The organism is Shewanella sp. 1180_01, assembly GCF_052850535.1.
This window is the reverse complement of record NZ_VXCT01000015.1, coordinates 28,165-50,825: the sequence shown is the minus strand read 5'-3', so window position 1 is coordinate 50,825 and position 22,661 is coordinate 28,165. Positions and strand designations below refer to the sequence as shown.

Here is a 22,661-nt window from a genome sequence, read left to right as displayed (position 1 = left end):
ATATCTACTTAATCATGCGCTTGTATTTCAAGCGGTGTGGCTCAACCACATCGGCGCCATAGGTGTTTTTCAACCATGCCGAGTATTCTGTGTAGTTACCTTCGTAGAAGTTCACTTGGCCTTCGTCACGGTAATCCAGAATGTGGGTCGCGATACGGTCGAGGAACCAACGGTCATGCGAAATCACCATAGCGCAACCTGGGAATTCCAGAATCGCTTCTTCCAGTGCGCGCAGGGTTTCAACGTCTAAGTCGTTGGTGGGTTCGTCGAGTAATAAGACGTTACCGCCCGCTTGCAGCAGTTTGGCTAAATGCACGCGGTTACGTTCACCACCCGACAGAGTGCCGATGACTTTTTGCTGATCGCCACCACGGAAGTTGAAGCGGCCCACATAGGCGCGGCTCGGGATTTCCATGTTGTTGATACGCATAATGTCTTGACCACCGGAGATTTCTTCCCAAATGGTGTTCTTATCATTCATCGAATCGCGGAACTGCTCAACCGAGGCCAGTTGCACAGTATCACCCAGCTCAATGCTGCCGCTGTCAGGCGTTTCAGCGCCGGATAACATGCGGAACAGGGTCGATTTACCCGCGCCGTTGGCACCGATAATGCCGACGATCGCGCCCTTAGGCACAGAGAACGACAGGTTGTCGATCAATACGCGGTCACCGTAAGACTTGGTCAGGTTATTCACTTCAATAACCTTGTCGCCTAAACGTGGTCCGGGTGGAATAAACAGCTCGTTGGTTTCGTTACGTTTTTGGTAATCGTTAGTGTTCAGTTCTTCAAAGCGCGCCATACGGGCCTTGCCTTTAGACTGACGGCCTTTGGCACCTTGGCGTACCCATTCTAATTCCTTGGCAATGGTTTTTTGGCGAGCACTTTCGGTGGCAGATTCTTGCTTCAGACGGGCATCTTTCTGCTCAAGCCATGAAGAATAGTTACCTTCCCACGGAATTCCTTCACCGCGGTCGAGTTCTAAAATCCAGCCAGCAGCATTGTCGAGGAAGTATCTGTCATGGGTAATCGCGACCACAGTACCAGCATATTCCTGCAGGAAGTGCTCAAGCCACGCCACAGATTCAGCATCCAAGTGGTTGGTCGGTTCGTCCAGTAACAGCATTTCTGGTTTTTCAAGCAGCAAGCGACAAATCGCCACGCGGCGACGTTCACCACCCGATAATACTTCGATTTTCTCATCCCAATCTGGCAGACGCAGGGCGTTGGCGGCGCGCTCAAGGACGTACTCTAAGTTATGGGCATCTTGGGCTTGGATAATGGCTTCGAGTTCGCCTTGCTCTTTTGCAAGGGCGTCGAAATCGGCGTCCGGCTCGGCGTAGGCTGCGTAAACGGCATCGAGGCGAGTCAGGGCATTTTTTGCCTCTGCTACCGCTTCTTCAATCGCTTCACGCACGGTTTGATTCGGATCGAGTTTAGGTTCCTGCGGTAGGTAACCGATTTTCAATCCCGGCATTGGGCGCGCTTCACCTTCAATTTCGGTGTCGATACCCGCCATAATGCGCAGTAGTGTCGACTTACCTGAACCGTTGAGGCCGAGTACGCCAATTTTGGCGCCGGGGAAAAAGCTTAAAGAAATATCTTTAAGGATCTGCTTCTTAGGCGGAACAATTTTACCCACCCGCAGCATGCTGTAAACAAACTGAGCCATTTTTCTCTATCTTAAGTGACTAATGATGCGGCTAATTCTACTCGATTGTGCGCCGAACTCAACTCGACAATGAGCCAAGTTCAAGTACTATCCACAGGAATTTCATGTTTCAAATACTGGGATTGTGGTCGCGATCCGAGTAGAATACCGCGCAACCCTACCTATAAGAATTGGCAGCTGGAGTAAGCAATGCTGAAAAAAGATATGAATATCGCAGATTATGATCCGGAACTGTTTAAGGCAATTCAGAATGAAACTCTGCGTCAAGAAGAGCATATTGAGCTGATTGCTTCTGAAAACTACACCAGTCCACGCGTGATGGAAGCGCAAGGTTCACAGTTAACCAATAAGTACGCAGAAGGCTATCCAGGCAAGCGTTATTACGGTGGTTGTGAGTATGTGGACGTAGTTGAAACCTTAGCGATTGAACGTGCGAAAGAACTGTTTGGCGCAACTTACGCTAACGTACAACCTCATTCTGGTTCTCAGGCAAACAGCGCTGTTTACATGGCATTGTTAAAACCTGGCGATACTGTACTGGGCATGAACTTAGCCCACGGTGGTCACTTGACCCACGGTTCACCCGTTAACTTCTCTGGCAAACTGTACAACATCATTCCTTACGGTATCGACGAGTCTGGCAAAATTGACTACGACGAAATGGAACGTCTGGCCGTAGAACATAAGCCTAAGATGATGATCGGCGGTTTCTCTGCCTATTCTGGTATCGTTGACTGGGCAAAAATGCGTGAAATCGCAGACAAAATAGGTGCTTACCTATTTGTCGATATGGCGCACGTTGCCGGTCTTATCGCTGCTGGCGTTTATCCAAACCCAGTTCCACACGCACACGTTGTGACGTCAACGACCCACAAAACCTTAGCCGGTCCTCGTGGTGGCGTGATCCTGTCTGCTGCTGACGATGAAGACTTGTACAAAAAGTTGAATTCAGCGGTATTCCCAGGCGGTCAAGGTGGCCCATTAATGCACGTTATCGCTGGTAAAGCGGTTGCGTTCAAAGAAGCACTAGAGCCAGAATTTAAAGTGTACCAACAGCAAGTGGTTAAAAACGCTAAAGCTATGGTTGAAGTGTTCCTTGAGCGCGGTTACAAAATCGTCTCTGGTGGAACCAGCAACCACTTAATGTTAGTTGACCTGATTGGTCGTGACTTAACCGGTAAAGAAGCCGATGCCGCCTTAGGTAGCGCTAACATTACTGTGAACAAAAACTCAGTGCCAAACGACCCACGTTCACCTTTTGTGACCTCAGGTGTGCGTATCGGTACGCCAGCGATTACGCGCCGCGGCTTTAAAGAAGCGGAATCGAAAGAGCTGACTGGTTGGATTTGTGACATCCTTGATGATGCAAGCAATCCTGCTGTGATTGAGCGTGTGAAGGGCCAAGTACTGGCACTGTGTGCACGTTTCCCTGTTTACGGCTAATTTGCTGACGCATCTACGCTAAGTAGATGATTGGCTGAGAGTGATCGCTTGCTGACTAGGTACTTACATGAGGTACTTACATCAGGTACTTACATCAGGTACTTAGCATCCGGTAGTTAACCTCAGCCCATAAATAGGATAAAATCCCATGGCCGCATCAAGCGGCCATTTTTATTGGTAAAATCTTAGGCTTAAATCCATTGCGTTTAGCTGAGATTTAACAGGTAAAGCCATTAACGCTTTACTCGCATTCACTGGCAGGAGGCTCAATGCATTGTCCATTTTGCAGCGCGACAGATACTAAAGTCATCGATTCTCGATTAGTGGCGGAAGGCCATCAAGTGCGCCGTCGCCGAGAATGCACCGAATGCCATGAAAGATTTACCACCTTCGAAGGCGCCGAGTTAGTCATGCCTAGGGTGATTAAACGTGATGGTTCACGCCAACCCTTCGATGAAGAAAAACTCCAAGGTGGCATGCTGCGCGCCGTTGAAAAACGCCCCGTGTCTATGGATGAAATCGAGCAAGCGCTTAGCAAAATCAAATCTACCCTACGCGCCACTGGTGAGCGGGAAGTGCCGTCAGAAATGGTGGGTAACTTGATGATGGAGCAATTGATGAGTCTCGATAAAGTCGCCTACATACGTTTTGCTTCTGTGTACCGCGCTTTTGAAGACGTGTCTGAATTTGGTGAAGCCATCGCCAAACTGCAAAAGTAGTTATTCGATTTTTGTGGCCTGTCGTTCAGGCTTCTGGTTGCGTTAGCTTTAAAAGAGGCTTTTGATTAATAGCTTCTGCAAGACAGGTTTTAAACACAGATTTACAAGACTGGTGAAAGCCGAAACCTTTAACAACAGGGTTGAACATGAGCTTGAACATAAGTTGGTCCGTACTCGATACCCAAATGATGAGCCGCGCGATTCAATTGGCGCGCAAAGGCTTTTACACCACGAGACCCAATCCCAGTGTGGGCTGCGTTATCGTTAAAGATAATCAGATTGTCGGCGAAGGTTATCATCAAAAAGCGGGTGAGCCCCACGCCGAAGTTCATGCCTTACGCATGGCAGGTGAACACGCCCGCGGCGCAACAGCCTATGTCACCTTAGAGCCGTGCAGTCATTATGGCCGCACGCCGCCCTGCGCCTTGGCGCTGATCAATATTGGCGTTAAACGTGTGGTGGTAGCGGTAGAAGATCCTAATCCGCAAGTGGCTGGTCGCGGTATTCAAATGCTGCGCGACGCTGGTATTGAAGTGGATGTGGGATTACACCGCGATGAAGCTTATGCCTTGAATTTAGGTTTTATGAAGCGCATGGAATCGGGTTTACCCAGAGTTACAGTCAAATTGGCTGCGAGTCTCGATGGTAAAACCGCGCTGTCTAACGGTGTGTCTAAATGGATTACCGGGCCTGAATCTCGCCGCGACGTGCAGCGCTTACGCTTACGTTCCTGCGCGTTGGTGACTGGGATTGAAACCATACTGGCTGACGATCCCTCACTCAATGTACGATATCAAGAGCTTGGCGGCATAAAAGACAGCGTAACCGAGGCGCAATTACTGCAGCCATTAAGAGTCATACTCGATAGTCGCGCCCGTTTGCCGTTATCGGCTGCCTGTTTGGCTATCGTATCGCCGATACTCTTGGTCTCGACCGTGGCTTATCCCGCAGAGTTTCAAGCACAATTGCCCTCCCATGTGAGTTGCCTCGTGTTACCTGCAATTGCAGGTCGCGTATCCTTACCTGAACTATTAAGCTATTTAGGCCAAAGTTGTAATCACGTGCTGGTGGAAGCGGGTGCAACCTTAGCGGGCGCTTTTTTAGCAGAGGGGCTGGCCGATGAATTAGTGCTATACCAAGCGATGAAAATCCTTGGTGGGCAAGGGCGCAATCTGCTGCAGCTACCCGATTATAAAACCATGGCGCAAATTCCTGCATTAACTTTGGTCGATGAGCGCAAATTAGGGCCAGATACCCGTTTAATCTTGAGCGTTAAGCCTGATACTTCTTTATTTAATTAAGTGAGTTAACCATGTTTACTGGGATTATTGAAGCCGTTGGCACCCTGCGCAAATTGGAGCGTAAAGGCGATGATATTCGTCTTACCGTGGCGAGTGGCAAACTGGATTTAAACGATGTGCGTTTAGGCGACAGTATTGCCACTAACGGTGTGTGCTTAACGGTTGTGCAGCAATTAGCCGACGGTTATGTGGCTGATGTCTCTGCCGAAACCGTGAGTCTAACCGGTTTTGCTAACTACAAAGTGGGCACTAAGGTGAATCTTGAAAAAGCCGTCACCCCAACCACACGCTTAGGCGGACACATGGTCAGCGGCCATGTAGACGGTATTGCTATGGTTGAGCAACGCCTAGTGCGTGGTCAAGCTATCGAGTTTTGGTTAGTCGCACCCGCAGAGCTTGGGCGTTATATTGCCCATAAAGGTTCCATCACCATTGATGGCGTGAGTTTGACGGTTAACGAAGTGGACGGCAGTCGATTCCGCCTGACCATAGTGCCGCATACCGCAGGGGAAACCACGTTAATCGATCTGCAAGCGGGCGATAAGGTGAATATCGAAGTGGATTTAATCGCCCGTTATCTTGAACGCTTGATGAATTATGATGGCAAAGACAGCAAGAGCGGTGGTGTTACCATGGAAATGTTAGCCCGTGCCGGCTTTGTGCGTTAGTGCACTGGTAATCGTACTGCTAAGGTATAGAATTTCATAACAACAGCAAAATCATAAGGTCCTACAATGGCGCTGCACAGTATAGAAGAGATCATCGAAGATATTCGTCAAGGCAAAATGGTTATTTTGATGGATGACGAAGACAGAGAAAACGAAGGTGATTTGATCATGGCGGCCGAAATGGTCACGCCAGAAGCGATTAACTTTATGGCGAAATATGGCCGTGGACTCATTTGCCAGACCATGACCAAAGCCCGTTGCCAGCAGTTAAATCTGCCCTTAATGGTCACGAATAACAACGCCCAGTTCTCGACTAACTTTACGGTTTCTATTGAAGCAGCCGAAGGCGTGACTACCGGTATTTCGGCCCATGATCGCGCGGTAACGGTAAAAGCTGCCGTGGCTAAAGAGGCTAAAGCGTCGGATTTAGTGCAACCTGGGCATATCTTCCCGTTAATGGCACAGGACGGCGGCGTATTAACCCGCGCAGGCCACACTGAAGCCGGTTGTGATTTAGCCCGTCTTGCGGGACTTGAGCCATCGGGCGTTATCGTTGAGATTTTGAACGAAGACGGCACTATGGCACGCCGCCCAGATTTAGAGGTTTTCTCTGAGTTGCACGGTATTAAAATCGGCACCATCGCGGCATTAATTGAGTATCGCAACACCAAAGAAACCACGGTTGTGCGTGAAGCTAAATGCAAACTACCGACCCGTTTCGGCGAGTTCGACATGGTGACTTTCAGAGACACTATCGACAATCAACTGCATTTTGCCTTAGTCAAAGGTGAGGTGAAGAGTGATTGTTTGGTGCGCGTGCATCTGCAAAACACCTTCAACGATTTACTCCATTCAGAGCGCGATCAGCAACGCAGCTGGCCACTCGAAAAGGCGATGGAGCGTATTTCTGCAGAAGGTGGCGTATTGGTTTTATTAGGGAATCAAGAACATCCCTGTGAAATCCTCTCTAAGGTGAAAGCCTTTGAAGCCGAAGATCAAGGCCAAGCGCCTGCTTCTGCAAAATGGCAGGGGACGTCGCGCCGTGTGGGTGTGGGTTCGCAAATCCTCGCTAGCCTTGGCGTGACTAAGATGCGTCTGCTCAGCTCGCCTAAACGTTACCATTCACTTTCGGGCTTTGGCCTTGAAGTGACTGAGTATGTGGCGGACTAAAACCCAAAGTTACACTGAAGTAAAATTAACAATTTCTGATAATTTGCATAGGGCTCTGGGCAATTGGCTGTGATATCATGTCGCCACTTTTCGCCCCGAGCTGGGTGCTTTAGCTAAATTAGGTAAGATAATGAACGTAGTTCAAGGTAATATCGAAGCGAAAAATGCCAAAGTTGCGATTGTAATTTCGCGTTTCAACAGCTTTTTAGTTGAGAGCTTGCTTGAAGGTGCACTTGACACGCTGAAACGTTTTGGCCAAGTCAGCGACGACAATATCACTGTTGTCCGTGTACCAGGTGCGGTTGAGTTGCCGCTAGCTGCGCGTCGCGTAGCTGCCAGTGGTAAATTCGACGGTATTATCGCATTAGGTGCGGTGATCCGTGGTGGTACTCCTCATTTTGATTTTGTTGCAGGCGAATGTAATAAAGGTCTAGCTCAAGTTGCTTTAGAATTTGATCTGCCTGTTGCTTTCGGTGTTTTGACCACAGATACCATTGAACAAGCTATTGAACGTTCAGGTACCAAAGCGGGTAACAAAGGCGGCGAAGCTGCTTTAAGTCTGCTTGAAATGGTCAATGTTCTGCAAGAACTTGAACAACAGTTGTTATAGTAGGAAAAATAATGAAGCCTTCTGAGCGCCGCAAGGCCCGCCGTTTAGCCGTTCAAGCCATCTATTCATGGCAACTAAGCGGGAATAATATTGCCGATGTCGAGCATGAGTTTTTAACTGAACAAAGTCTCGACGGTGTTGATGTAGCTTATTTTCGTGAGCTATTTTCAGGCGTTGCAACGAAGAAAACCCAATTGGATGAGCTGATCATCCCGCATCTGGAACGCCCGATTGATGAAGTGTCTCCAGTAGAGAAAGCCATAGTTCGTTTAGCGACCTATGAGCTGACTTTCCGTAAAGATGTGCCATACAAGGTCGCGATTAACGAAGCGATTGAGTTGGCAAAAGCTTTCGGTGCGGACGAGAGTCATAAGTTTGTGAACGGACTGCTCGACAAACTGGTTGCACGCAAGTAATAAAGACAAACGGTATCTTAGGATACCGTTTTTCATTGCTAACAAAGGTGGCCGATGTAAGTCGTGCCAAACTGTACAGTGAAAGAATTCCAATTAATTGAATGTTATTTTAGCAACCGCGGCCCCACTCGCCGCGATGTGAAGCTTGGCATCGGTGACGATTGCGCTTTAGTGCAACCCGCAGAAAATAAGTCGATTGCTATCTCCTGTGACACCTTAGTCGAAAATGTCCACTTCTTCCCCGATATGCCTCCCGCTGCCTTAGGTTACAAAGCCTTAGCGGTAAATTTATCTGATCTGGCTGCCATGGGTGCTGAACCTGCGTGGATGACGCTTGCCTTGACGTTACCCGCAGTCGATGAAACTTGGCTCAGTGGTTTTAGCGAAGGTTTATTTGAAGCGGCCGATTACTATGGCATCGCCTTAATTGGCGGCGATACGACGCGTGGCCCACGGGCGATTAATATCACAGTGCACGGCCAAGTCCCACAGGGGAAGGCCCTCACGCGTCATGGTGCTAAAGCCGGTGATTGGATTTATGTTACGGGCACGCTCGGAGATTCGGCCTTAGGTCTGGATATCATTCGCGGTGCGCAGCAAGCCAGAGCCGAACATAAAGAATTCCTGATTAATCGCCATTATCGTCCAACACCAAGAGTCTTAGCCGGCCAAGCTTTGCGCTCGCTTGCCTCCAGTGCAATCGATCTTTCCGACGGGTTTATCTCGGATATCGGTCATGTGCTTAAGGCTTCGGCAGTCGGTGCGGTTGTCGATGTTAATTGCATCCCGCTGTCACGCGCGATGCAAGATACCGTCAGCGAGGAAAGTGCTTTAGGTTATGCGCTGACAGGGGGCGAAGATTACGAACTGCTGTTCACCGTTCCTGAGGCGCAAAAGGGCGCACTGGAAACTGCCTTGAGCCATGCAGGAGCAAAGTTTGTTCGTGTTGGACAAATTTGTGCGGGCAGTAAGCTCAAGTTGCAACTCAATGGCGAGCCGTTTGCGCCGCCTTATAACGGTTTCGAGCACTTTTAAGCTAAGAGCATGTTAATGAAATGGTTGTCAAAGGATCAGGTGCTAACGCGCCTGTCATTAAAAAATCCTGTCCACTTTTTGGCACTCGGATTTGGTAGCGGACTCGCGGCTAAAGCGCCCGGAACCTTTGGTACCTTAGCTGCTATTCCCCTCTATTTATTGATGGCGCCCTTACCACTTGCTTGGTATATCGGCTTAACCTTAGTGGGGGTATTCGCAGGATTTTATATCTGTGGTAAAGCGGCGCAAGACATGGGTGTTCACGATCACGGTGCTATTGTGTGGGATGAAGTGGTTGGACTACTGATCACTATGCTAGCGGCACCAAGTGGTTGGGGTTGGTTGTTAGTGGGCTTTGGTTTATTTCGCTTTTTCGACATCATCAAACCTTGGCCTATTCGATGGCTTGATGCCAAAGTTCATGGTGGCTTTGGCATTATGATTGATGATGTGTTAGCGGGCGTGTTTTCGTTTATTTGTCTGCAAGGGCTAGTCTGGTGTGTTAGCTAACATTTTCGCTAGTCTGACATGATAGCTAATCTAACTTGTTAGTTAACATGGGCAACAACTAACCCTTACTCTTGATTTTGCATTTTTCTGATTGAAGCTTGATTGAAGGGATTCGCTGCTTATCCCTTTTCTGTTTGATTCTACTATTGCAGCAGTTCCCTTGCGTTCGCTAGGGTATTGCTGGTGATAGTATCGCCACCTAACAGCCTTGCCAGCTCTTGAATACGTTGCTCACGATCGAGCGACTTCATTGTGGTCTCAGTATTGCCCGCCTTATTAAATTTATCGACGAACATGTGTTGATGACCATTGCCCGCAACTTGCGGCAAGTGAGTCACGCACAGTACTTGGGTCGATTCCCCTAAGCTACGTAACATGCGGCCCACCACTGCGGCGGTGGGGCCGGAAATCCCAACATCCACCTCATCGAAAATTAATGTCGGCGTGGCAACTTTCTTCGCGGTAATCACTTGGATACCTAAGCCTATCCGTGAAAGTTCACCGCCAGATGCGACTTTCGAAATCGGTTGCAAGGGTTGGCCAGGGTTAGTGGTGACCATAAATTCGATATTGTCACTGCCATTGGCTGACATTTGCTCTGGGTTGAAATTGACTTCGATAGTAAATTTCCCCTTAGGCATATTCAGTTCGTGGATTGACTGAGTCACCAGTTTGTCGAGTTCTTTGGCATATCGAGCGCGGCTTTGACTGAGCTTTTGTGCGTTGCTAAGGTAAGCGGCTCTGCTGGCATCGACCTGCAATTGAATTTCTTCGAGCTTGCTTTCGTCACTGTCTAAGGTGCTCAGTTCTGCCTTTAATGCTAAATGATGTTCGGCCAGTTTATTTGGGCTGACATGGTGCTTACGCGCCAGTTGCATGGCTTTTGATAGCCGTTCTTCTAAATAGGCAAAATGAGCTGGATCGAGTTCAAGCTTACTCAAATAGTGCTGTAATTCGCCTGCGCTTTCTTGCACTTGGATTAATGCATCATTGAGCATAGTGTTGATATTGCTTAATGCAGGATCGTAGCTTTGCAGATCTTCGGCGAGGGAAACGACTCGATTAAGCAGCAACTCTATATTGTTCTCTTCGCCTTCAGTGAGTATATCTAAGCTCGCCTGACAGGTATCAATCAACTCAGTGCCATTGGCCAGACGTTTGTGTTCTTGCTCAATTTCATCGAACTCATCGACTTTAAGATCAAACTCATCGAGTTCTTCTACTTGATATTGCACTAATTGCTTACGGGCAATACGTTCATGCTGGGAGGCTTCGAGTTGTTTTAGATCGGCCTCAATTTGCTTGCAGCGTTGAAAGCTGGCGGCAACCGTATCGATAAGCAATCTATGGTTGGCATAACTGTCGAGCAAGGTGAGTTGATGTTCACTTTTTAACATTGCATGGTGCGCATGTTGACCGTGAATACCGATAAGCAACTGACCCAGTAATTTGAGCTGTGTCAGTGGTACTGGATTACCATTGATGTAGGCGCGTGAGCGGCCATCGCTACCAATCGTTCGACGTAGGATGCACTCATCATCGAGTTCAAGATCGTTATCTTCTAACCAACGTTTTGCCAGTGGAATATCGTCCAAGGAAAAGCGGGCGCTGACCTCGGTTTTATTGGCTCCGGGGCGAACACTGCTGGCATCGGCGCGATTGCCTAGGCACAGGCCTAGCGCATCGATGGCGATTGATTTACCTGCACCGGTTTCACCTGTGATGCTGGTCATACCGGGGCGAAAATCCAGTTCTAAAAAACGGACGATAGCGAAGTTATTAATGCTGAGTTGGCAAAGCATAGTGAATTCCTGTCGAAAAACATACCAAACCACTGTATTGATAAACAGTATATACTGATTTTATATACAGTAAAGTGGCTTGGGTAAATAATCGGCATTATTGGCAGTAAATATTTTTAATTAACTGATTATGCATGGGTTCTTACTAAGCTTTCTAAGATAGGCAAACTAAAAAAAGTAACTAAGGTGCCAAATAGAATGCCCTGAGCACTGGTTGAAGCCTGAGTATTATAACGCTGGGCGAGTAAGTACACGCTAGCGGCTGTGGGCAGTGCGCTCAAGATCACGCCCATGATCAGGTAGTCGCCGCTCACGCCAAAACGGTTAAGCATAAAGTAGACGAGTGCCGGTTGGATAGCCAGCTTGAAGAGGTTGATAAGGCTCAGTTCGATAAAATTCTTGGGGCTAAATACGCTGCTATCTTTCTGGTAGCGCATCGCTTTGGCGAGTACCATGCCGATAGCAAATAGTGCGCAGGGGCTTGAGGTATTGCCAATTTGCTGGATCATTAGCGCCAGCCCAGAAGGTAGTTTTATCTCTAGCGCCGAAATGCCGACACCAATTAAGCTACCAATAACGATAGGGTTTTTACCGACCGCCATCGCCATTATGACTAAGGCGTGGTGTTGTCTTTGGGTGTTTGTGGCCAGTTCCATCGAGACTAAGGCGACGGCAAACATCAGCACGGATAATAAGCTGGCAATCGCGGCGGCGACTAAGGCACTTTGCTGCTGCGGGAATAAGAGGATAAGCAGTGGAATACCAATAAATGCCGTATTACCAAAGGTGGCATTGAGGGCTCGAATGGCGGCAACCGCATGCTGTTTAGGGGTAGCAAGCAGCGAGAGCCCAAGGCAGACAAGATAAGTAATCACCATAGCCGTGCTGTAGCCTGCAATAAATCCCCATTGCAAAATTTCATCAATCGGCTGCTGGGCGAGGGCGATAAGCATGATCGCAGGGAACGCAATATAGTACACATATTGGTTCAGGACTTGATCCGTATCGACGGGCAAGATTTTTAATTTTTGCACTAGTGTGCCGAGCAACATGATCCCGAAGACGGCAAACAGAGGGGTTAAAATGGTCATTTCCCTCACTCATCCTTACGATTAAATTTGAATAAACTCAGCCACCACCGTCATTTCTACTATCGCTCTGATTTTAGGTGGGCGCTTGCCTTTTTTATGTCACGTTAGAACCAGAACTAGCGCCAGCGCAGTAAAACTCGCCACAAAATAACATATCATTTCAGTCTAAGGCTATTGCGCTATGGTCGTATAAGTGGATTAATTGATGTTTAAAACACAATGACTTAGCGTACGCTGTGATTGTTGATGACTTTATATAGTGCCTAAAGTGGGCAGCTAGAACAGAATTAGGACATGCAATGAGTGATGATTTAGGCGCTGAACTACAACTTGTCTATCTTTTTGTGCATTTAGTCAATGCGGGCAGTTTTTCGCAGGCGGCGAAGGAGCTTGATATGCCCATTGCCACAGTGAGCCGCAAGTTAGCGAAGTTGGAAGAGAAGCTCGATAAGCAGCTTTTTATGCGCAGCACACGCAAGTTACGACTGACGGAGGAAGGACTGGCGCTCTTTCAACGCTACCAGAGTGTGGTTACCCAATTTGATGAACTGAGTGGTGCGGGCAGCGATAAACCCGAGGGCACCCTGCGCATCGCCGCGCCAATTTCGATTATTTCCATCGTGTTTATTCAAGCTTTGAATGAATTTGGCCGCCTGTATCCCGATATCCGTTTGCACATTTCCCAGAGCAATGAGTTAGTCGATTTGATTGACAAGGGCATAGATGTGGCGATTGTCGGCGGGGCTCAGCCTGATTCTTCTTGGGTGTCGAGTACCTTAGGCGAGCTGGATTATTGCCTGTTTGCCACGCCAGAATACTTGGCTCAGGCACCTAAACTTGAGCATCCCGACGATCTCGAAGCCCATCAACTGATAAAAGTCTGGCCGCTGTTTAATTGGCATTTAAAGCATCCGAGCGGTGAGTCTTTCTATTTTAATGGCCCAACTAAGTTGACCCTCACTGATTTACACGGTGCGATTCAGGCGACCTTAGGCCATGGCGGGATCTTGTATGGTCCCGAACTATTTGTAAAACAGCAGATTAAAGAAGGGAAACTTAAAGTATTATTACCAGAATGGATTGGCGAGCAGAGGCGGATTTCGATTTTATATCATCAGCGCAGTCAGCAGCCGCTAAAGGTAAGAGTCTTTATTGAGTTTATGCAGTCAAAAGCGCCAGAGTTATTCTCTATGCGTTGATTTAACGAGGGGAACGGATGCTTAACGTCTTTTAGGTTTTACCGTGTTTTTGCTCATGGTATTTTGCGTTTGTTTCGCGTCCTGCAGGCTGGAGCGTGTCGCGGGTAATATGCCGAGCTCTAAAAAGTATCCCACTAAACGACGCAGTTCGAATAAAGAACCGATACGCTGTTGATCTTTGATGGTCAGTTTCCAACTGTCGGTTCGTCCTTCGCTATTGGTTAAGACAAATCCTTGATAAACAATCTTTTTCATTGGAATAACTCAATATTGGCTGATGGAACTTGCTAGATTTGGTCTTACTCGTTTTGTGGCTTGCTTGAAAGTGATTGCAGTCGAGACTAGAGGCTTATTGTTTCTAAACATTGTTTAGACATACTGTTTAGAAATAAAGGTGCTTGAGTTACCCCAAGCACCCCATCAATTAAGCGATGCTGATGCCGATATTTGATACGCCAGCTTCGATAATGTCTTTGCGTAAACCTTTAACCAGTTCCGCTGTGATCTTGGGATTTTCTTCGATAATTTCCAGCAGAGAATTTTGTAACTCTTTTTCTTCTTCCATAACTTCATGGGCAAAAACGAAATCATCTAATGCTTCATCGACTAAATCGACATCGCTGATGGCTTCGATATAGTTAGCCACAGTGCTCGATGACAGTTTGCTGATATTGACGATATCTTCTTCAATCTTGCCTTGAATCGCCCCCAGTAAGGTCGATATGGCGACCACAGCATCCATGGCTGGATAGACGCCATAGGCTTCAAAATCAGCGGGTTCTGGGGTGTTATCCTCAAGACGTTGCAGATGCACATCGATATTGAATTTAAGCTTAGGGTCGTACAGGGATTGCCAGAGTAGTTCTAACGCAGTACTCAACACAGCAGGGTCACCAAACTCACAGACTTCGGAAAACAGTTGATAGTTGGGCAACATGCGTTGGCAAAGTGCAGTGGCGAAGAGTTGTTTTTGTGGCAATGTTAACGCCTTAAGACGTTTAAAGAAGCCCGTTTTTTTGGTCATCTGTTATTTCCGCTGATAGCTGTGATATCACTTGATTTGCCGCAGATTCTACCTTAGTTAACTCATCAAGTAACTCTAGTATTTCGGGTTCGAGATCTTCGACCGCTGTTTCACGTTTTAGCGCCGATTCTATTTCTTGGCATAATCTTTGGGTTGTTGGCACGCCGCAGTAGCAGCTCGCACCATGCAGTTTATGGATAGTACTGAGCATGACGGGATGATCGTTTTGACTCAGCGCCGTCTGAATTGTCGTCACGGTTTGCGGCAAGGAGTCGAGCAACATTCTCAGCATGTCTAAGGCGAGGTCTGCCTTGTGATTAGCTTGGGTTAAGCATAAATCCCAGTTCAGCGTATGCAGGTCAAAATGGGTGAATTTAGGCCGAGTGATCCAGCGATGGATAACGTCTTTGAGCGCCGCTTCATCAATAGGTTTCGGTAAATATCCATCCATGCCACTGCCTAAAATTAGCTCGCGTTCTTCAGCAATCGCATGGGCCGTCACGGCAATAATCGGCGTGTTACGGTTCATCGAGCCTTGGCGAATTTGCTTAGTGGCGCTGATGCCATCTGTACCTGGCATCTGAATATCCATAAAAATCAAATCGAAGGTGCGAGTCTTCGCCTGTTTAACCGCTTCATCGCCACTGTTTACCGCAACTACCGTTGTCACTAACTCACTAAGCAAGGTGTCGATTAGCTTTAAGTTGGCAAAGTTATCATCCACCGCCAGTACGGTTAAGGATTGGCGCGCCGCCGGCGTGGCTATGGTCACTGGGGCTATGATGTCGTATTCCATCGGTGGATAGAGTAAGTTGCGGGCAAGCTGGTGCTCACTCACGGGCAGAGACAACACCACATCGGCATTCGGGCGGATAAACTGGGTTAAGGCGTCTTGTTCTTGGCAATCGTATAGCACCACAAGGCAATCGGTTTTGGTCTTTGCCAAGTTAAGTGTGCTTACCAGTTGTCCAGCATCGCTAAACCCATGGCAACTCAATAGAACATAGTCGTATGGCGCTTCGGCCGTGTTGAGTGTGGTCAGCAAGCTTGGGATATGCTGATGGTGAGTCACTTTGGTATCCCATTGATTCAATTGGCGACTCAAGACAGCATGAGTCAGCACTCGGGGCTCATAAAATAGTATGGTTTTGTCTTTGAGTTTTTCGAGCGGCAGTGAGTCACCGATTTGGAACTGACCTAAGCCGAGCGGTAAACTGAACCAGAAGTTTGAGCCTTTTTCTGGGGATGAAGTAAAGCCAATTTGGCCGCCCATTTGATTCACTAAACGTTTAGTGATCACTAAACCTAAGCCCGTGCCACCAAAGCGGCGTGAAATCGACGAATCGGCTTGGCCAAAGGCTTGGAATAAAAAGTCCTGCTGACTTTCATCGATACCGATACCTGTGTCGACCACATCACAACGCAGTACCACTTGTTCTTCCGACTGGCTTTGCAGTTCGATTTTGACCATCACGCTGCCAGAGTCGGTGAATTTAATCGCGTTACCGACCAAGTTATTGATGATTTGGCACACACGCATTGCATCGCCATTCACATTGTCCGGTACGTTAGGAGCGATATCGACGACGAGTTCTAGGCCCTTAGCCTGAGCGCTGCCCGAGATTAGCGTGATGGTATCGCCTATGGTTTCCCTTAGACCGAAGGGCATGTTTTCCAACACCATTTTACCGGCTTCGAGTTTAGAAAAGTCGAGAATATCGTTGATGATGCCCAGCAGGTTAGTGGCGCTGCGTTCAATGGTTTTGATGTAATCGACTTGGCTCGAATGCAAAGGGGTTTTCACCAATTGCCGCGCAAAACCGATAACGCCATTGAGCGGCGTACGTAACTCGTGGGACATGTTGGCTAAGAATTCTGATTTAATTCGGCTGGCTTCTAGGGCGCGTTTTTTCGCTAAATCTAACTCTACGTTTTGGATTTCAATCTGCTCTAAGGTTTCCCGCAGATCCGAAGTCGCTTGGTCGATATTTTGCTGCATCTCATCATGGTATTCCGACAACGACCCCGCCATGGCATTGATGCCGCGTTTGAGTAAGTCGAGCTCACCAATCAAGTTGCCATCTAAGCGGGCGTCCAACTTACCTTCACGGATTTTAGCGACGACGCGCACCATCTCAGTAATGGGCTGAGTGACGTTTTTCACCAGCCGGAAAGTGAACAGCAAGTTCAACTGCACCCCGATCAACACGATTATAAAGGCGGCGACGGCGGCTCTATGTTGCTCGAGCAAGGCGCGTTCTTTATTGATGATGATGGAGATATAACCTAACAGCTGACCATCGTCGGTTTGGATATCGTAATTTGCGGGAGCGGCGCTGGGCCCGGTGGAGAAAATCGGTGTCCGTAAAATCAGGCTGTCGCCCACATGCTCTATTTCGGTTTTATGCAGTGTGTTAAGCGCTTCTTTGTAGCGCATAATTTCAAAGTCTTTGTGGTAGTGCGAGGTCACAAAGAGCTGATTGTTGGCATCGAAAATCGCGATGGATTTCACGAGGGTGGACTTGTTGAGCTGCGCCGCGGCGAGTAAGCGTTTGGTCGCCTCGCGATCATTAGCCACTAAACCGATTTCACTGGCAATCGACAGCGGCTCGATAATATTGCTGCCCTGTTCGACGAGCGTATCTTCGAGCTCATAAAAACGGTTTATGGTAAAGTAGCTGCCCAGAAGGATACCGACCAAGATTGTTGGCGCGAGCGCCAGTACAAGAACCCAAGAACGTAGGCTGTATTTGGTCATGTTGTTGACTGGGTTCATAGCAGCGGCGGTGTTTCCTGTGACAGAGACTAAGATAATTTTATAAGACTGCCAGAAAGAGGGCGGTCTTTGCCAGTATTTTATTGATTTAGAGGCCGAAATGGCGCAATTTTTTAAAGCAAAACCAAATAGTTCCAAACAGTTGTCGGCTAAGTTATCGCTGAGCGTCAATCAGCTCGATCACTTAGGGGCAGGTATAGCACAACATCAAGGTAAAGTCGTGTTTATCCCCGGCGCACTGCCCGATGAAACCGTGACGGTACAACTCACCGAGCAAAAGAAAAATTATGCCCGCGCTAAGTTAATTAAAGTCGATTCATCAAGTCCTGAGCGCGTCGAGCCCGAGTGTCCACACTATCACACCTGCGGCGGCTGCGACTTACAGCATATGTCATTACCGGGCCAGCGGGAGCATAAAGAAGCGGCGTTGCTGGATATTATGGCTAAGTTTGCCGGCGCCGAAGGCGGCGCGTTATCGCCCGCACTCACGGGTGAAGGTTGGCATTATCGTCGTCGTGCGCGTCTTGCGACTTTATTTGATAAAAATACCAAACACTTAAGCTTAGGTTTTCGTGCCGCCAGTAGCAGCAATGTGGTGCCGATCAGCCAGTGTCAGGTGTTAGCTAAGCCGTTATCGGACTTAATCGTCCCCTTTGCTAAGTTGCTGAATCAATTGTCGGCTAAAGCCAGCTTAGGCCACCTTGAGTTGATTGCCGCCGATAATGGTCACTTTGCCGTGCTGCGTATCACTAAGGCGCTCAACGATAAAGATCTCGCTAAGCTGTCAGCCTTTGCCGAGCAGCATCAGATCCACATTTGTCTGCAGGATAATGAAGGCCAATTCCAAGGAGTTGGCGCCGATTTAGTGTTACCGGTTTATCAGCTGTTAGATGACAAAGCTGAGTCGGATGCGGTGAGTTTAAGTTTCACCCCAGGTAACTTTGTGCAAGTGAACGGACAGATTAACAAGGCCATGGTCGCTCAAGCGATGGATTGGTTAGCGCCAGCGCCTGATGAGCGCATTTTGGATTTGTTCTGCGGCATGGGGAATTTCAGTTTGCCCTTAGCGAAAATGGGCGCGGATGTGATTGGCGTCGAAGGGGTTGCCGAGATGGTGATTCAGGCACGGGTGAACGCTAAAGCTAACAATTTGGATAAACTGACCTTTTATCACGGCGACTTGAGTGCGGATTTATCCCTTGAGCCTTGGATGGGCAAAATTGATAAATTACTGCTCGATCCCGCCCGCGCTGGGGCGTTTGAAAGCTTGCAATGGCTGAAGAAAATGAAGCCGCGCAAAGTCGTGTATGTATCTTGTAATCCTGCGAGCTTGGCCCGCGATAGCGCTGTACTGTTAGAGCGCGGTTACCGCTTACAGCAATTGGGACTTATCGACATGTTCCCACAAACACACCATATCGAAGCCATGGCACTGTTTGAATTAACCAAGTAATTTGCGCTGGCAAAGTAAGCAAAGCGTTTGAATAACGTAAAAAATGTGATTATTACGTCGGTTGGGTTTGACAAGTTCGCGCCAATGCTGAAGATAGGAGAGCTGAAGTGGTGCCCACTTTCTCTCTGAGCACGGATAAGGAAATAAATTAGATGGTCTCTGTTCGCGAAGCGCACTTTAATGATCCCGATTTTCACTTAGAAGATTGGGTGGCTCGCTATATCGGTCATGCCGATGAAGCGCAGATGCTGCTCTCCTTGATAGGGCAGATTGACGCCTTACCCGCTAAGAGTCCTGCGGCGAAGAGAGAACTGCTCGAACGTGCTCGAGAGATGATCGAAATCCTCGCACCGCTGAACATGGACATTGAAACCCTGCAAGCGGCGATTCTGTTTGTGGTGTTCGATGCTGGGTTACTGACTGAAGAAGCCATCAAAGAAAAATTTGGTGAGCCGCTGGCGCGTTTAGTGGCGAGCGTTGTGACCATGAATGCCATCGGCGCCTTAAAAATCAATCCCAACAGTCGCTCCACCGAGCCGCAAATCGACAACATCCGCCGCATGTTATTGGCGATGGTTGAAGATGTGCGCGCTGTGGTCATCAAACTGGCCGAGCGTGTGTGCTTGCTGCGGGCAGTGAAAAATGCCGATGAAGAAACTCGCGTGCTGCTGGCCCGCGAAATTGCCGATATTTATGCGCCGCTGGCCAACCGTTTAGGTATAGGTCAACTAAAGTGGGAGCTGGAAGATATTTCTTTCCGCTACCTACATCCAGATACCTATAAAGACATCGCTAAGCAATTAGATGGCAAACGACTGGACCGTGAAGTCTTTATCGACAAGTTTGTCAGCCAGTTGCAACAAAGACTAGATGAAGACCAAATTCGCGCTAAGGTCTACGGCCGGCCGAAACATATCTACAGCATCTGGCGCAAGATGAAGGGCAAACACCTCAAATTTGATGAGTTGTTTGACGTGCGCGCCGTGCGTATCGTGACCGATCGTCTGCAGGATTGTTATGGCGCGTTAGGTGTGGTGCATACGCTTTGGCATCATATTCCGCGGGAATTTGACGACTATGTCGCTAACCCTAAACCTAACGGTTATCAATCGATTCATACCGTAGTGGTGGGGCCTGAGGGCAAAACCGTTGAAATTCAAATTCGCACCCAAGATATGCATGAAGATGCAGAGCTGGGTGTGGCTGCGCATTGGAAATACAAAGAAGGCAATAATCATTCCGGTAAGCAAAGCGGCTACGAAGAAAAAATTAACTGGCTGCGTAAAATTCTGCAATGGCAGGAAGACGTGGTCGAAAGTGGCAACTTGGTCGACGAAGTCCGCAGCCAAGTGTTTGAAGACAGAGTCTATGTGTTCACCCCAAGCGGTGAAGTTGTCGACTTGCCACTGGGCTCAACCGTGCTCGACTTTGCCTATTACATTCACTCCCAAGTGGGACATAAATGTATTGGCGCTAAGGTCGATGGCCGTATTGTGCCGTTCACCTATCAGGTTGAAACGGGCGAGCGTATCGAGATCATCACCTCGAAACAGCCCAATCCCAAGCGCGACTGGCTTAACCCTAACTTAGGTTATATCCGTACCTCACGTGCGCGTTCGAAAATTCAGCATTGGTTTAAGCAGCAGGACAGAGACAAGAATATTGTCGCCGGCAAAGAAATGCTCGAATCCGAATTGGCGCGGGTGAGCCTTAAAATTAAAGACGCCGCCATCGCGGTCGAGCGCTTTAATATGGCGAGCATGGATGATTTACTGGCGGCGATTGGCGGCGGTGATGTGCGTCTGCATCAAGTGGTTAACCATATTCAGAGTCGTCTGCGACTCGACGAAGTGTCAGAAGAAGATGCCGTCGAAGAATTAGTTAAGAAAGGCCAGCATAAGCCGACCTCCAGTGGCCGTGGTCAGGTTGAAGTCAACGGTGTGGGTAACTTGCTTAACCATATCGCCCGTTGTTGTCAGCCAGTTCCCGGTGATGAAATCTTAGGTTTTATTACTAAAGGCCGTGGCATTTCTGTGCATCGCGCTGATTGTGAACAAGTTAAAGAGTTAATGCGGGTTCACCCAGAGCGCGGTGTCGATGTGGTCTGGGGCGAAAATTACTCCGGCGGTTATCGAATGCGTCTGCGGGTATTAGCCCACGATCGCAGTGGCTTATTGCGTGACTTAACCTCAGTGCTGGCTGCTGAAAAATCCAATGTATTAGCCATGAGCTCGTCATCGGATACCAAAAACCAGACAGCCGCGATTGAGTTGGAATTAGAGCTTTATAACCTCGATGGTTTATCGCGGGTGTTATCTAAACTGACCCAGGTCGATAGCGTGATCGAGGCAAGACGGCTTTAGGGTTCGCAATGCTTTTCGAAGCGATTAGCCTCGAAATCACAAGCAATATAAAAGATACAAAGAAGCCATCTAGAAGCAGAGATAAAGGATTGGGGCAGCAGGGATGCTCTTCATCATTCTGAGACATGGTTTGCCATGGCATTTGCTCCCAGACGCGCAGCAAGTCCGTCCTTGGATGCTCGACCGCCCCGTCCATGGGGCGAACGGTCGTCTCGCTAATCACCATGGCTCACCTTTTTGGCATTAGCGTAACCTGTAGATTTAAAAGCGTTACGCAGCACGCTTTGGGACAAAAGCGTGTTAGGTCCTGGGCTGTACCATGTGAATTTCGAATAAAATTTTTATGGGTAATGCTCAATTAAGGGGCCGAAAAAGCATAGCTTTTGAGATCCCAGCCCGCCTGCGGGCGACTTTAATTTTTGTTAGGTATTTTTACAGATGGTGGTGAGATAAACGATACCACTTTCGACCCTTTCTTTTATGGCACGTAACTGCGAAAACTCGAATCTTCCAGCCGAACCATGAGTACCATCGTTGAATACACGAAAAAGTTGCAGTACGTTGGTAATATCTTCATCAACGAATTCAACTGCTTCCTCACTGACGATACCCGAATTTACCAAAATGTGTTTGATTTTCCAGCGTCTAGTAGGCTGTCCTTTATCTGTTTTTTCACATTGTGGAAAGCGGGTAAGAACGTCGGTATCGGGAGCAAAGTGATCAAGAATTTGTATAAATATTTCCCTAGCACTAGTACAAAAGTGGCGCGAAGCATCCGGATTCATAGGACTCAGAGAAAAGAGTGCGCCTTTCCACCTGCTATCTAAATCAAGTGATATTTCAATTAGTTCGCCTGTGATATATGTTGAGATGAGATCGCCATCATTGCCAGCATTTGTTTGTGGCTCATCTGACTCCATAGCATTTGAAACCGCAAGGCTATTTGCGTTTTCTTTCTCAGATAAATCAAGAAACTGGTTCCCGAAAGGGATGTTCTCAAACTCTTGTTCGCGCTTTTCTAGGCTTTGGTACGATCTATTTAGTGAAACTGTAGATGTATGGAGGACCTGATATCGCACTGTTGTGCGGCTTTGCAATCTGTTTAGCTCATTTATAATTCTTTGACGGTTTGCCCTTACCCGCACATTGTGTTGCCCTACAGCGCTGTTGTATTTGTTCACGGCGTTTTTAATATTTTGATTGTGTTTTCTAACTTCCTGATTGTACTTATTTATGGCTTGACGCTGATTACTTTCAATCTGACGCAATTTACTTTGTAATTGTGAAATATTAATTTTCTTAGCCATATCTTCAATTCCTTTTATGTTTAACGCCCTGTTAACAGGTAAAATATTGTTGAAAAATCTGGCCATCCATTTTAGATCAACAACATAATGCACTTTTGGTTT

19 protein-coding genes are annotated in these 22,661 nt (G+C 47.9%); 12 read left to right on the top strand and 7 right to left on the bottom strand.

All coding sequences use genetic code 11. The annotated features are described in order from the left end of the window. Nucleotides 1-4: 4 nt before the first annotated feature. The gene (gene ettA / locus FW758_RS10465) at nt 5-1,672 is read right to left on the bottom strand and encodes an energy-dependent translational throttle protein EttA (protein ID WP_006086878.1); all 1,668 of its coding nucleotides are present in this window, start codon (nt 1,670-1,672) and stop codon (nt 5-7) included. A 189-nt stretch (nt 1,673-1,861) separates the two neighbouring features. Between ettA and glyA the strand changes: the two genes are divergently transcribed. The 9 genes from glyA (at nt 1,862) to FW758_RS10420 (ending at nt 9,544) form a co-directional block, all read left to right on the top strand. Further along, nucleotides 1,862-3,115: a serine hydroxymethyltransferase gene (gene glyA / locus FW758_RS10460; protein ID WP_432329827.1), complete on the top strand. Its 1,254-nt coding sequence runs from the start codon at nt 1,862-1,864 to the stop codon at nt 3,113-3,115. A gap of 269 nt (nt 3,116-3,384) precedes the next feature. Further along, a complete protein-coding gene (gene nrdR, locus FW758_RS10455) occupies nt 3,385-3,834 on the top strand; it encodes a transcriptional regulator NrdR (protein WP_006082643.1) in 450 nt (149 codons plus the stop codon). Between the two features lie 146 nt (nt 3,835-3,980). After that, entirely contained in the window at nt 3,981-5,135 is a 1,155-nt protein-coding gene (gene ribD / locus FW758_RS10450) for a bifunctional diaminohydroxyphosphoribosylaminopyrimidine deaminase/5-amino-6-(5-phosphoribosylamino)uracil reductase RibD (protein WP_446445335.1), read from the top strand. An 11-nt stretch (nt 5,136-5,146) separates the two neighbouring features. Continuing rightward, a complete protein-coding gene (locus FW758_RS10445; RefSeq protein WP_446445334.1) occupies nt 5,147-5,803 on the top strand; it encodes a riboflavin synthase in 657 nt (218 codons plus the stop codon). Nucleotides 5,804-5,869: 66 nt separating this feature from the next. Then, nucleotides 5,870-6,973, top strand: coding sequence for a bifunctional 3,4-dihydroxy-2-butanone-4-phosphate synthase/GTP cyclohydrolase II (gene ribBA / locus FW758_RS10440; RefSeq protein WP_063882553.1), 1,104 nt, complete (start codon nt 5,870-5,872; stop codon nt 6,971-6,973). A gap of 130 nt (nt 6,974-7,103) precedes the next feature. Continuing rightward, on the top strand, nt 7,104-7,583 hold the full coding sequence (gene ribH / locus FW758_RS10435) for a 6,7-dimethyl-8-ribityllumazine synthase (RefSeq protein ID WP_006082639.1): 480 nt from the start codon (nt 7,104-7,106) through the stop codon (nt 7,581-7,583). Nucleotides 7,584-7,594: 11 nt separating this feature from the next. Further along, entirely contained in the window at nt 7,595-7,999 is a 405-nt protein-coding gene (nusB, locus tag FW758_RS10430; RefSeq protein WP_006082638.1) for a transcription antitermination factor NusB, read from the top strand. 78 nt (nt 8,000-8,077) lie between these two features. Next, nucleotides 8,078-9,034: a thiamine-phosphate kinase gene (gene thiL, locus FW758_RS10425; RefSeq protein WP_446445357.1), complete on the top strand. Its 957-nt coding sequence runs from the start codon at nt 8,078-8,080 to the stop codon at nt 9,032-9,034. 15 nt (nt 9,035-9,049) lie between these two features. Next, a complete protein-coding gene (locus FW758_RS10420) occupies nt 9,050-9,544 on the top strand; it encodes a phosphatidylglycerophosphatase A family protein (RefSeq protein ID WP_220590854.1) in 495 nt (164 codons plus the stop codon). Between the two features lie 143 nt (nt 9,545-9,687). On the opposite strand, the gene recN is transcribed toward FW758_RS10420, so the two are convergent. After that, on the bottom strand, nt 9,688-11,346 hold the full coding sequence (gene recN, locus FW758_RS10415; protein ID WP_446445333.1) for a DNA repair protein RecN: 1,659 nt from the start codon (nt 11,344-11,346) through the stop codon (nt 9,688-9,690). Between the two features lie 128 nt (nt 11,347-11,474). Next, complete coding sequence (locus FW758_RS10410; protein WP_446445332.1) at nt 11,475-12,437, bottom strand: AEC family transporter; 963 nt, start codon at nt 12,435-12,437, stop codon at nt 11,475-11,477. Nucleotides 12,438-12,736: 299 nt separating this feature from the next. Here FW758_RS10410 and FW758_RS10405 point away from each other — a divergent pair, with 299 nt between their 5' ends. Next, nucleotides 12,737-13,636, top strand: a complete 900-nt coding sequence (locus tag FW758_RS10405; RefSeq protein WP_446445331.1) for a LysR family transcriptional regulator — start codon at nt 12,737-12,739, stop codon at nt 13,634-13,636. A gap of 21 nt (nt 13,637-13,657) precedes the next feature. Here FW758_RS10405 and FW758_RS10400 read toward each other — a convergent pair whose 3' ends face one another. The 3 genes from FW758_RS10400 to barA all read right to left on the bottom strand — a co-directional run bounded on the left by FW758_RS10400 (nt 13,658) and on the right by barA (nt 17,436). Then, on the bottom strand, nt 13,658-13,891 hold the full coding sequence (locus tag FW758_RS10400; RefSeq protein WP_006082632.1) for a DUF3319 domain-containing protein: 234 nt from the start codon (nt 13,889-13,891) through the stop codon (nt 13,658-13,660). A 169-nt stretch (nt 13,892-14,060) separates the two neighbouring features. Then, a complete protein-coding gene (locus tag FW758_RS10395; protein ID WP_259526992.1) occupies nt 14,061-14,660 on the bottom strand; it encodes a YjaG family protein in 600 nt (199 codons plus the stop codon). Further along, nucleotides 14,635-17,436 carry a two-component sensor histidine kinase BarA gene (gene barA / locus FW758_RS10390; RefSeq protein ID WP_107948631.1) on the bottom strand — a complete coding sequence of 934 codons (2,802 nt, stop codon included), beginning with the start codon at nt 17,434-17,436 and terminating at the stop codon, nt 14,635-14,637. The genes FW758_RS10395 and barA overlap by 26 nt, the downstream gene beginning before the upstream one ends. Nucleotides 17,437-17,536: 100 nt before the next feature. On the opposite strand from barA, the gene rlmD reads away from it, so the two are divergent. Together rlmD and relA are read left to right on the top strand one after the other, a co-directional pair. Continuing rightward, a complete protein-coding gene (gene rlmD / locus FW758_RS10385; protein WP_446445330.1) occupies nt 17,537-18,889 on the top strand; it encodes a 23S rRNA (uracil(1939)-C(5))-methyltransferase RlmD in 1,353 nt (450 codons plus the stop codon). A gap of 152 nt (nt 18,890-19,041) precedes the next feature. After that, nucleotides 19,042-21,252, top strand: a complete 2,211-nt coding sequence (gene relA, locus FW758_RS10380) for a GTP diphosphokinase (RefSeq protein ID WP_446445329.1) — start codon at nt 19,042-19,044, stop codon at nt 21,250-21,252. 422 nt (nt 21,253-21,674) lie between these two features. Here relA and FW758_RS10375 read toward each other — a convergent pair whose 3' ends face one another. Beyond that, the gene (locus tag FW758_RS10375; RefSeq protein ID WP_446445328.1) at nt 21,675-22,559 is read right to left on the bottom strand and encodes a pPIWI-associating nuclease domain-containing protein; all 885 of its coding nucleotides are present in this window, start codon (nt 22,557-22,559) and stop codon (nt 21,675-21,677) included. Nucleotides 22,560-22,661: the final 102 nt, after the last annotated feature.

Bases quoted from the DNA above. Each gene is read 5' to 3' on its own strand.
- FW758_RS10405 (WP_446445331.1), top strand. From the start codon at position 12,737: ATGAGTGATGATTTAGGCGCTGAACTACAACTTGTCTATCTTTTTGTG.
- ribBA (WP_063882553.1), top strand. From the start codon at position 5,870: ATGGCGCTGCACAGTATAGAAGAGATCATCGAAGATATTCGTCAAGGC.
- relA (WP_446445329.1), top strand. From the start codon at position 19,042: ATGGTCTCTGTTCGCGAAGCGCACTTTAATGATCCCGATTTTCACTTA.
- nrdR (WP_006082643.1), top strand. From the start codon at position 3,385: ATGCATTGTCCATTTTGCAGCGCGACAGATACTAAAGTCATCGATTCT.
- FW758_RS10375 (WP_446445328.1), bottom strand. From the start codon at position 22,559: ATGGCTAAGAAAATTAATATTTCACAATTACAAAGTAAATTGCGTCAG.
- FW758_RS10400 (WP_006082632.1), bottom strand. From the start codon at position 13,891: ATGAAAAAGATTGTTTATCAAGGATTTGTCTTAACCAATAGCGAAGGA.
- FW758_RS10445 (WP_446445334.1), top strand. From the start codon at position 5,147: ATGTTTACTGGGATTATTGAAGCCGTTGGCACCCTGCGCAAATTGGAG.
- glyA (WP_432329827.1), top strand. From the start codon at position 1,862: ATGCTGAAAAAAGATATGAATATCGCAGATTATGATCCGGAACTGTTT.
- nusB (WP_006082638.1), top strand. From the start codon at position 7,595: ATGAAGCCTTCTGAGCGCCGCAAGGCCCGCCGTTTAGCCGTTCAAGCC.
- barA (WP_107948631.1), bottom strand. From the start codon at position 17,436: ATGAACCCAGTCAACAACATGACCAAATACAGCCTACGTTCTTGGGTT.
- FW758_RS10420 (WP_220590854.1), top strand. From the start codon at position 9,050: ATGAAATGGTTGTCAAAGGATCAGGTGCTAACGCGCCTGTCATTAAAA.
- ribH (WP_006082639.1), top strand. From the start codon at position 7,104: ATGAACGTAGTTCAAGGTAATATCGAAGCGAAAAATGCCAAAGTTGCG.
- FW758_RS10410 (WP_446445332.1), bottom strand. From the start codon at position 12,437: ATGACCATTTTAACCCCTCTGTTTGCCGTCTTCGGGATCATGTTGCTC.
- rlmD (WP_446445330.1), top strand. From the start codon at position 17,537: ATGGCGCAATTTTTTAAAGCAAAACCAAATAGTTCCAAACAGTTGTCG.
- FW758_RS10395 (WP_259526992.1), bottom strand. From the start codon at position 14,660: ATGACCAAAAAAACGGGCTTCTTTAAACGTCTTAAGGCGTTAACATTG.
- ribD (WP_446445335.1), top strand. From the start codon at position 3,981: ATGAGCTTGAACATAAGTTGGTCCGTACTCGATACCCAAATGATGAGC.
- recN (WP_446445333.1), bottom strand. From the start codon at position 11,346: ATGCTTTGCCAACTCAGCATTAATAACTTCGCTATCGTCCGTTTTTTA.
- ettA (WP_006086878.1), bottom strand. From the start codon at position 1,672: ATGGCTCAGTTTGTTTACAGCATGCTGCGGGTGGGTAAAATTGTTCCG.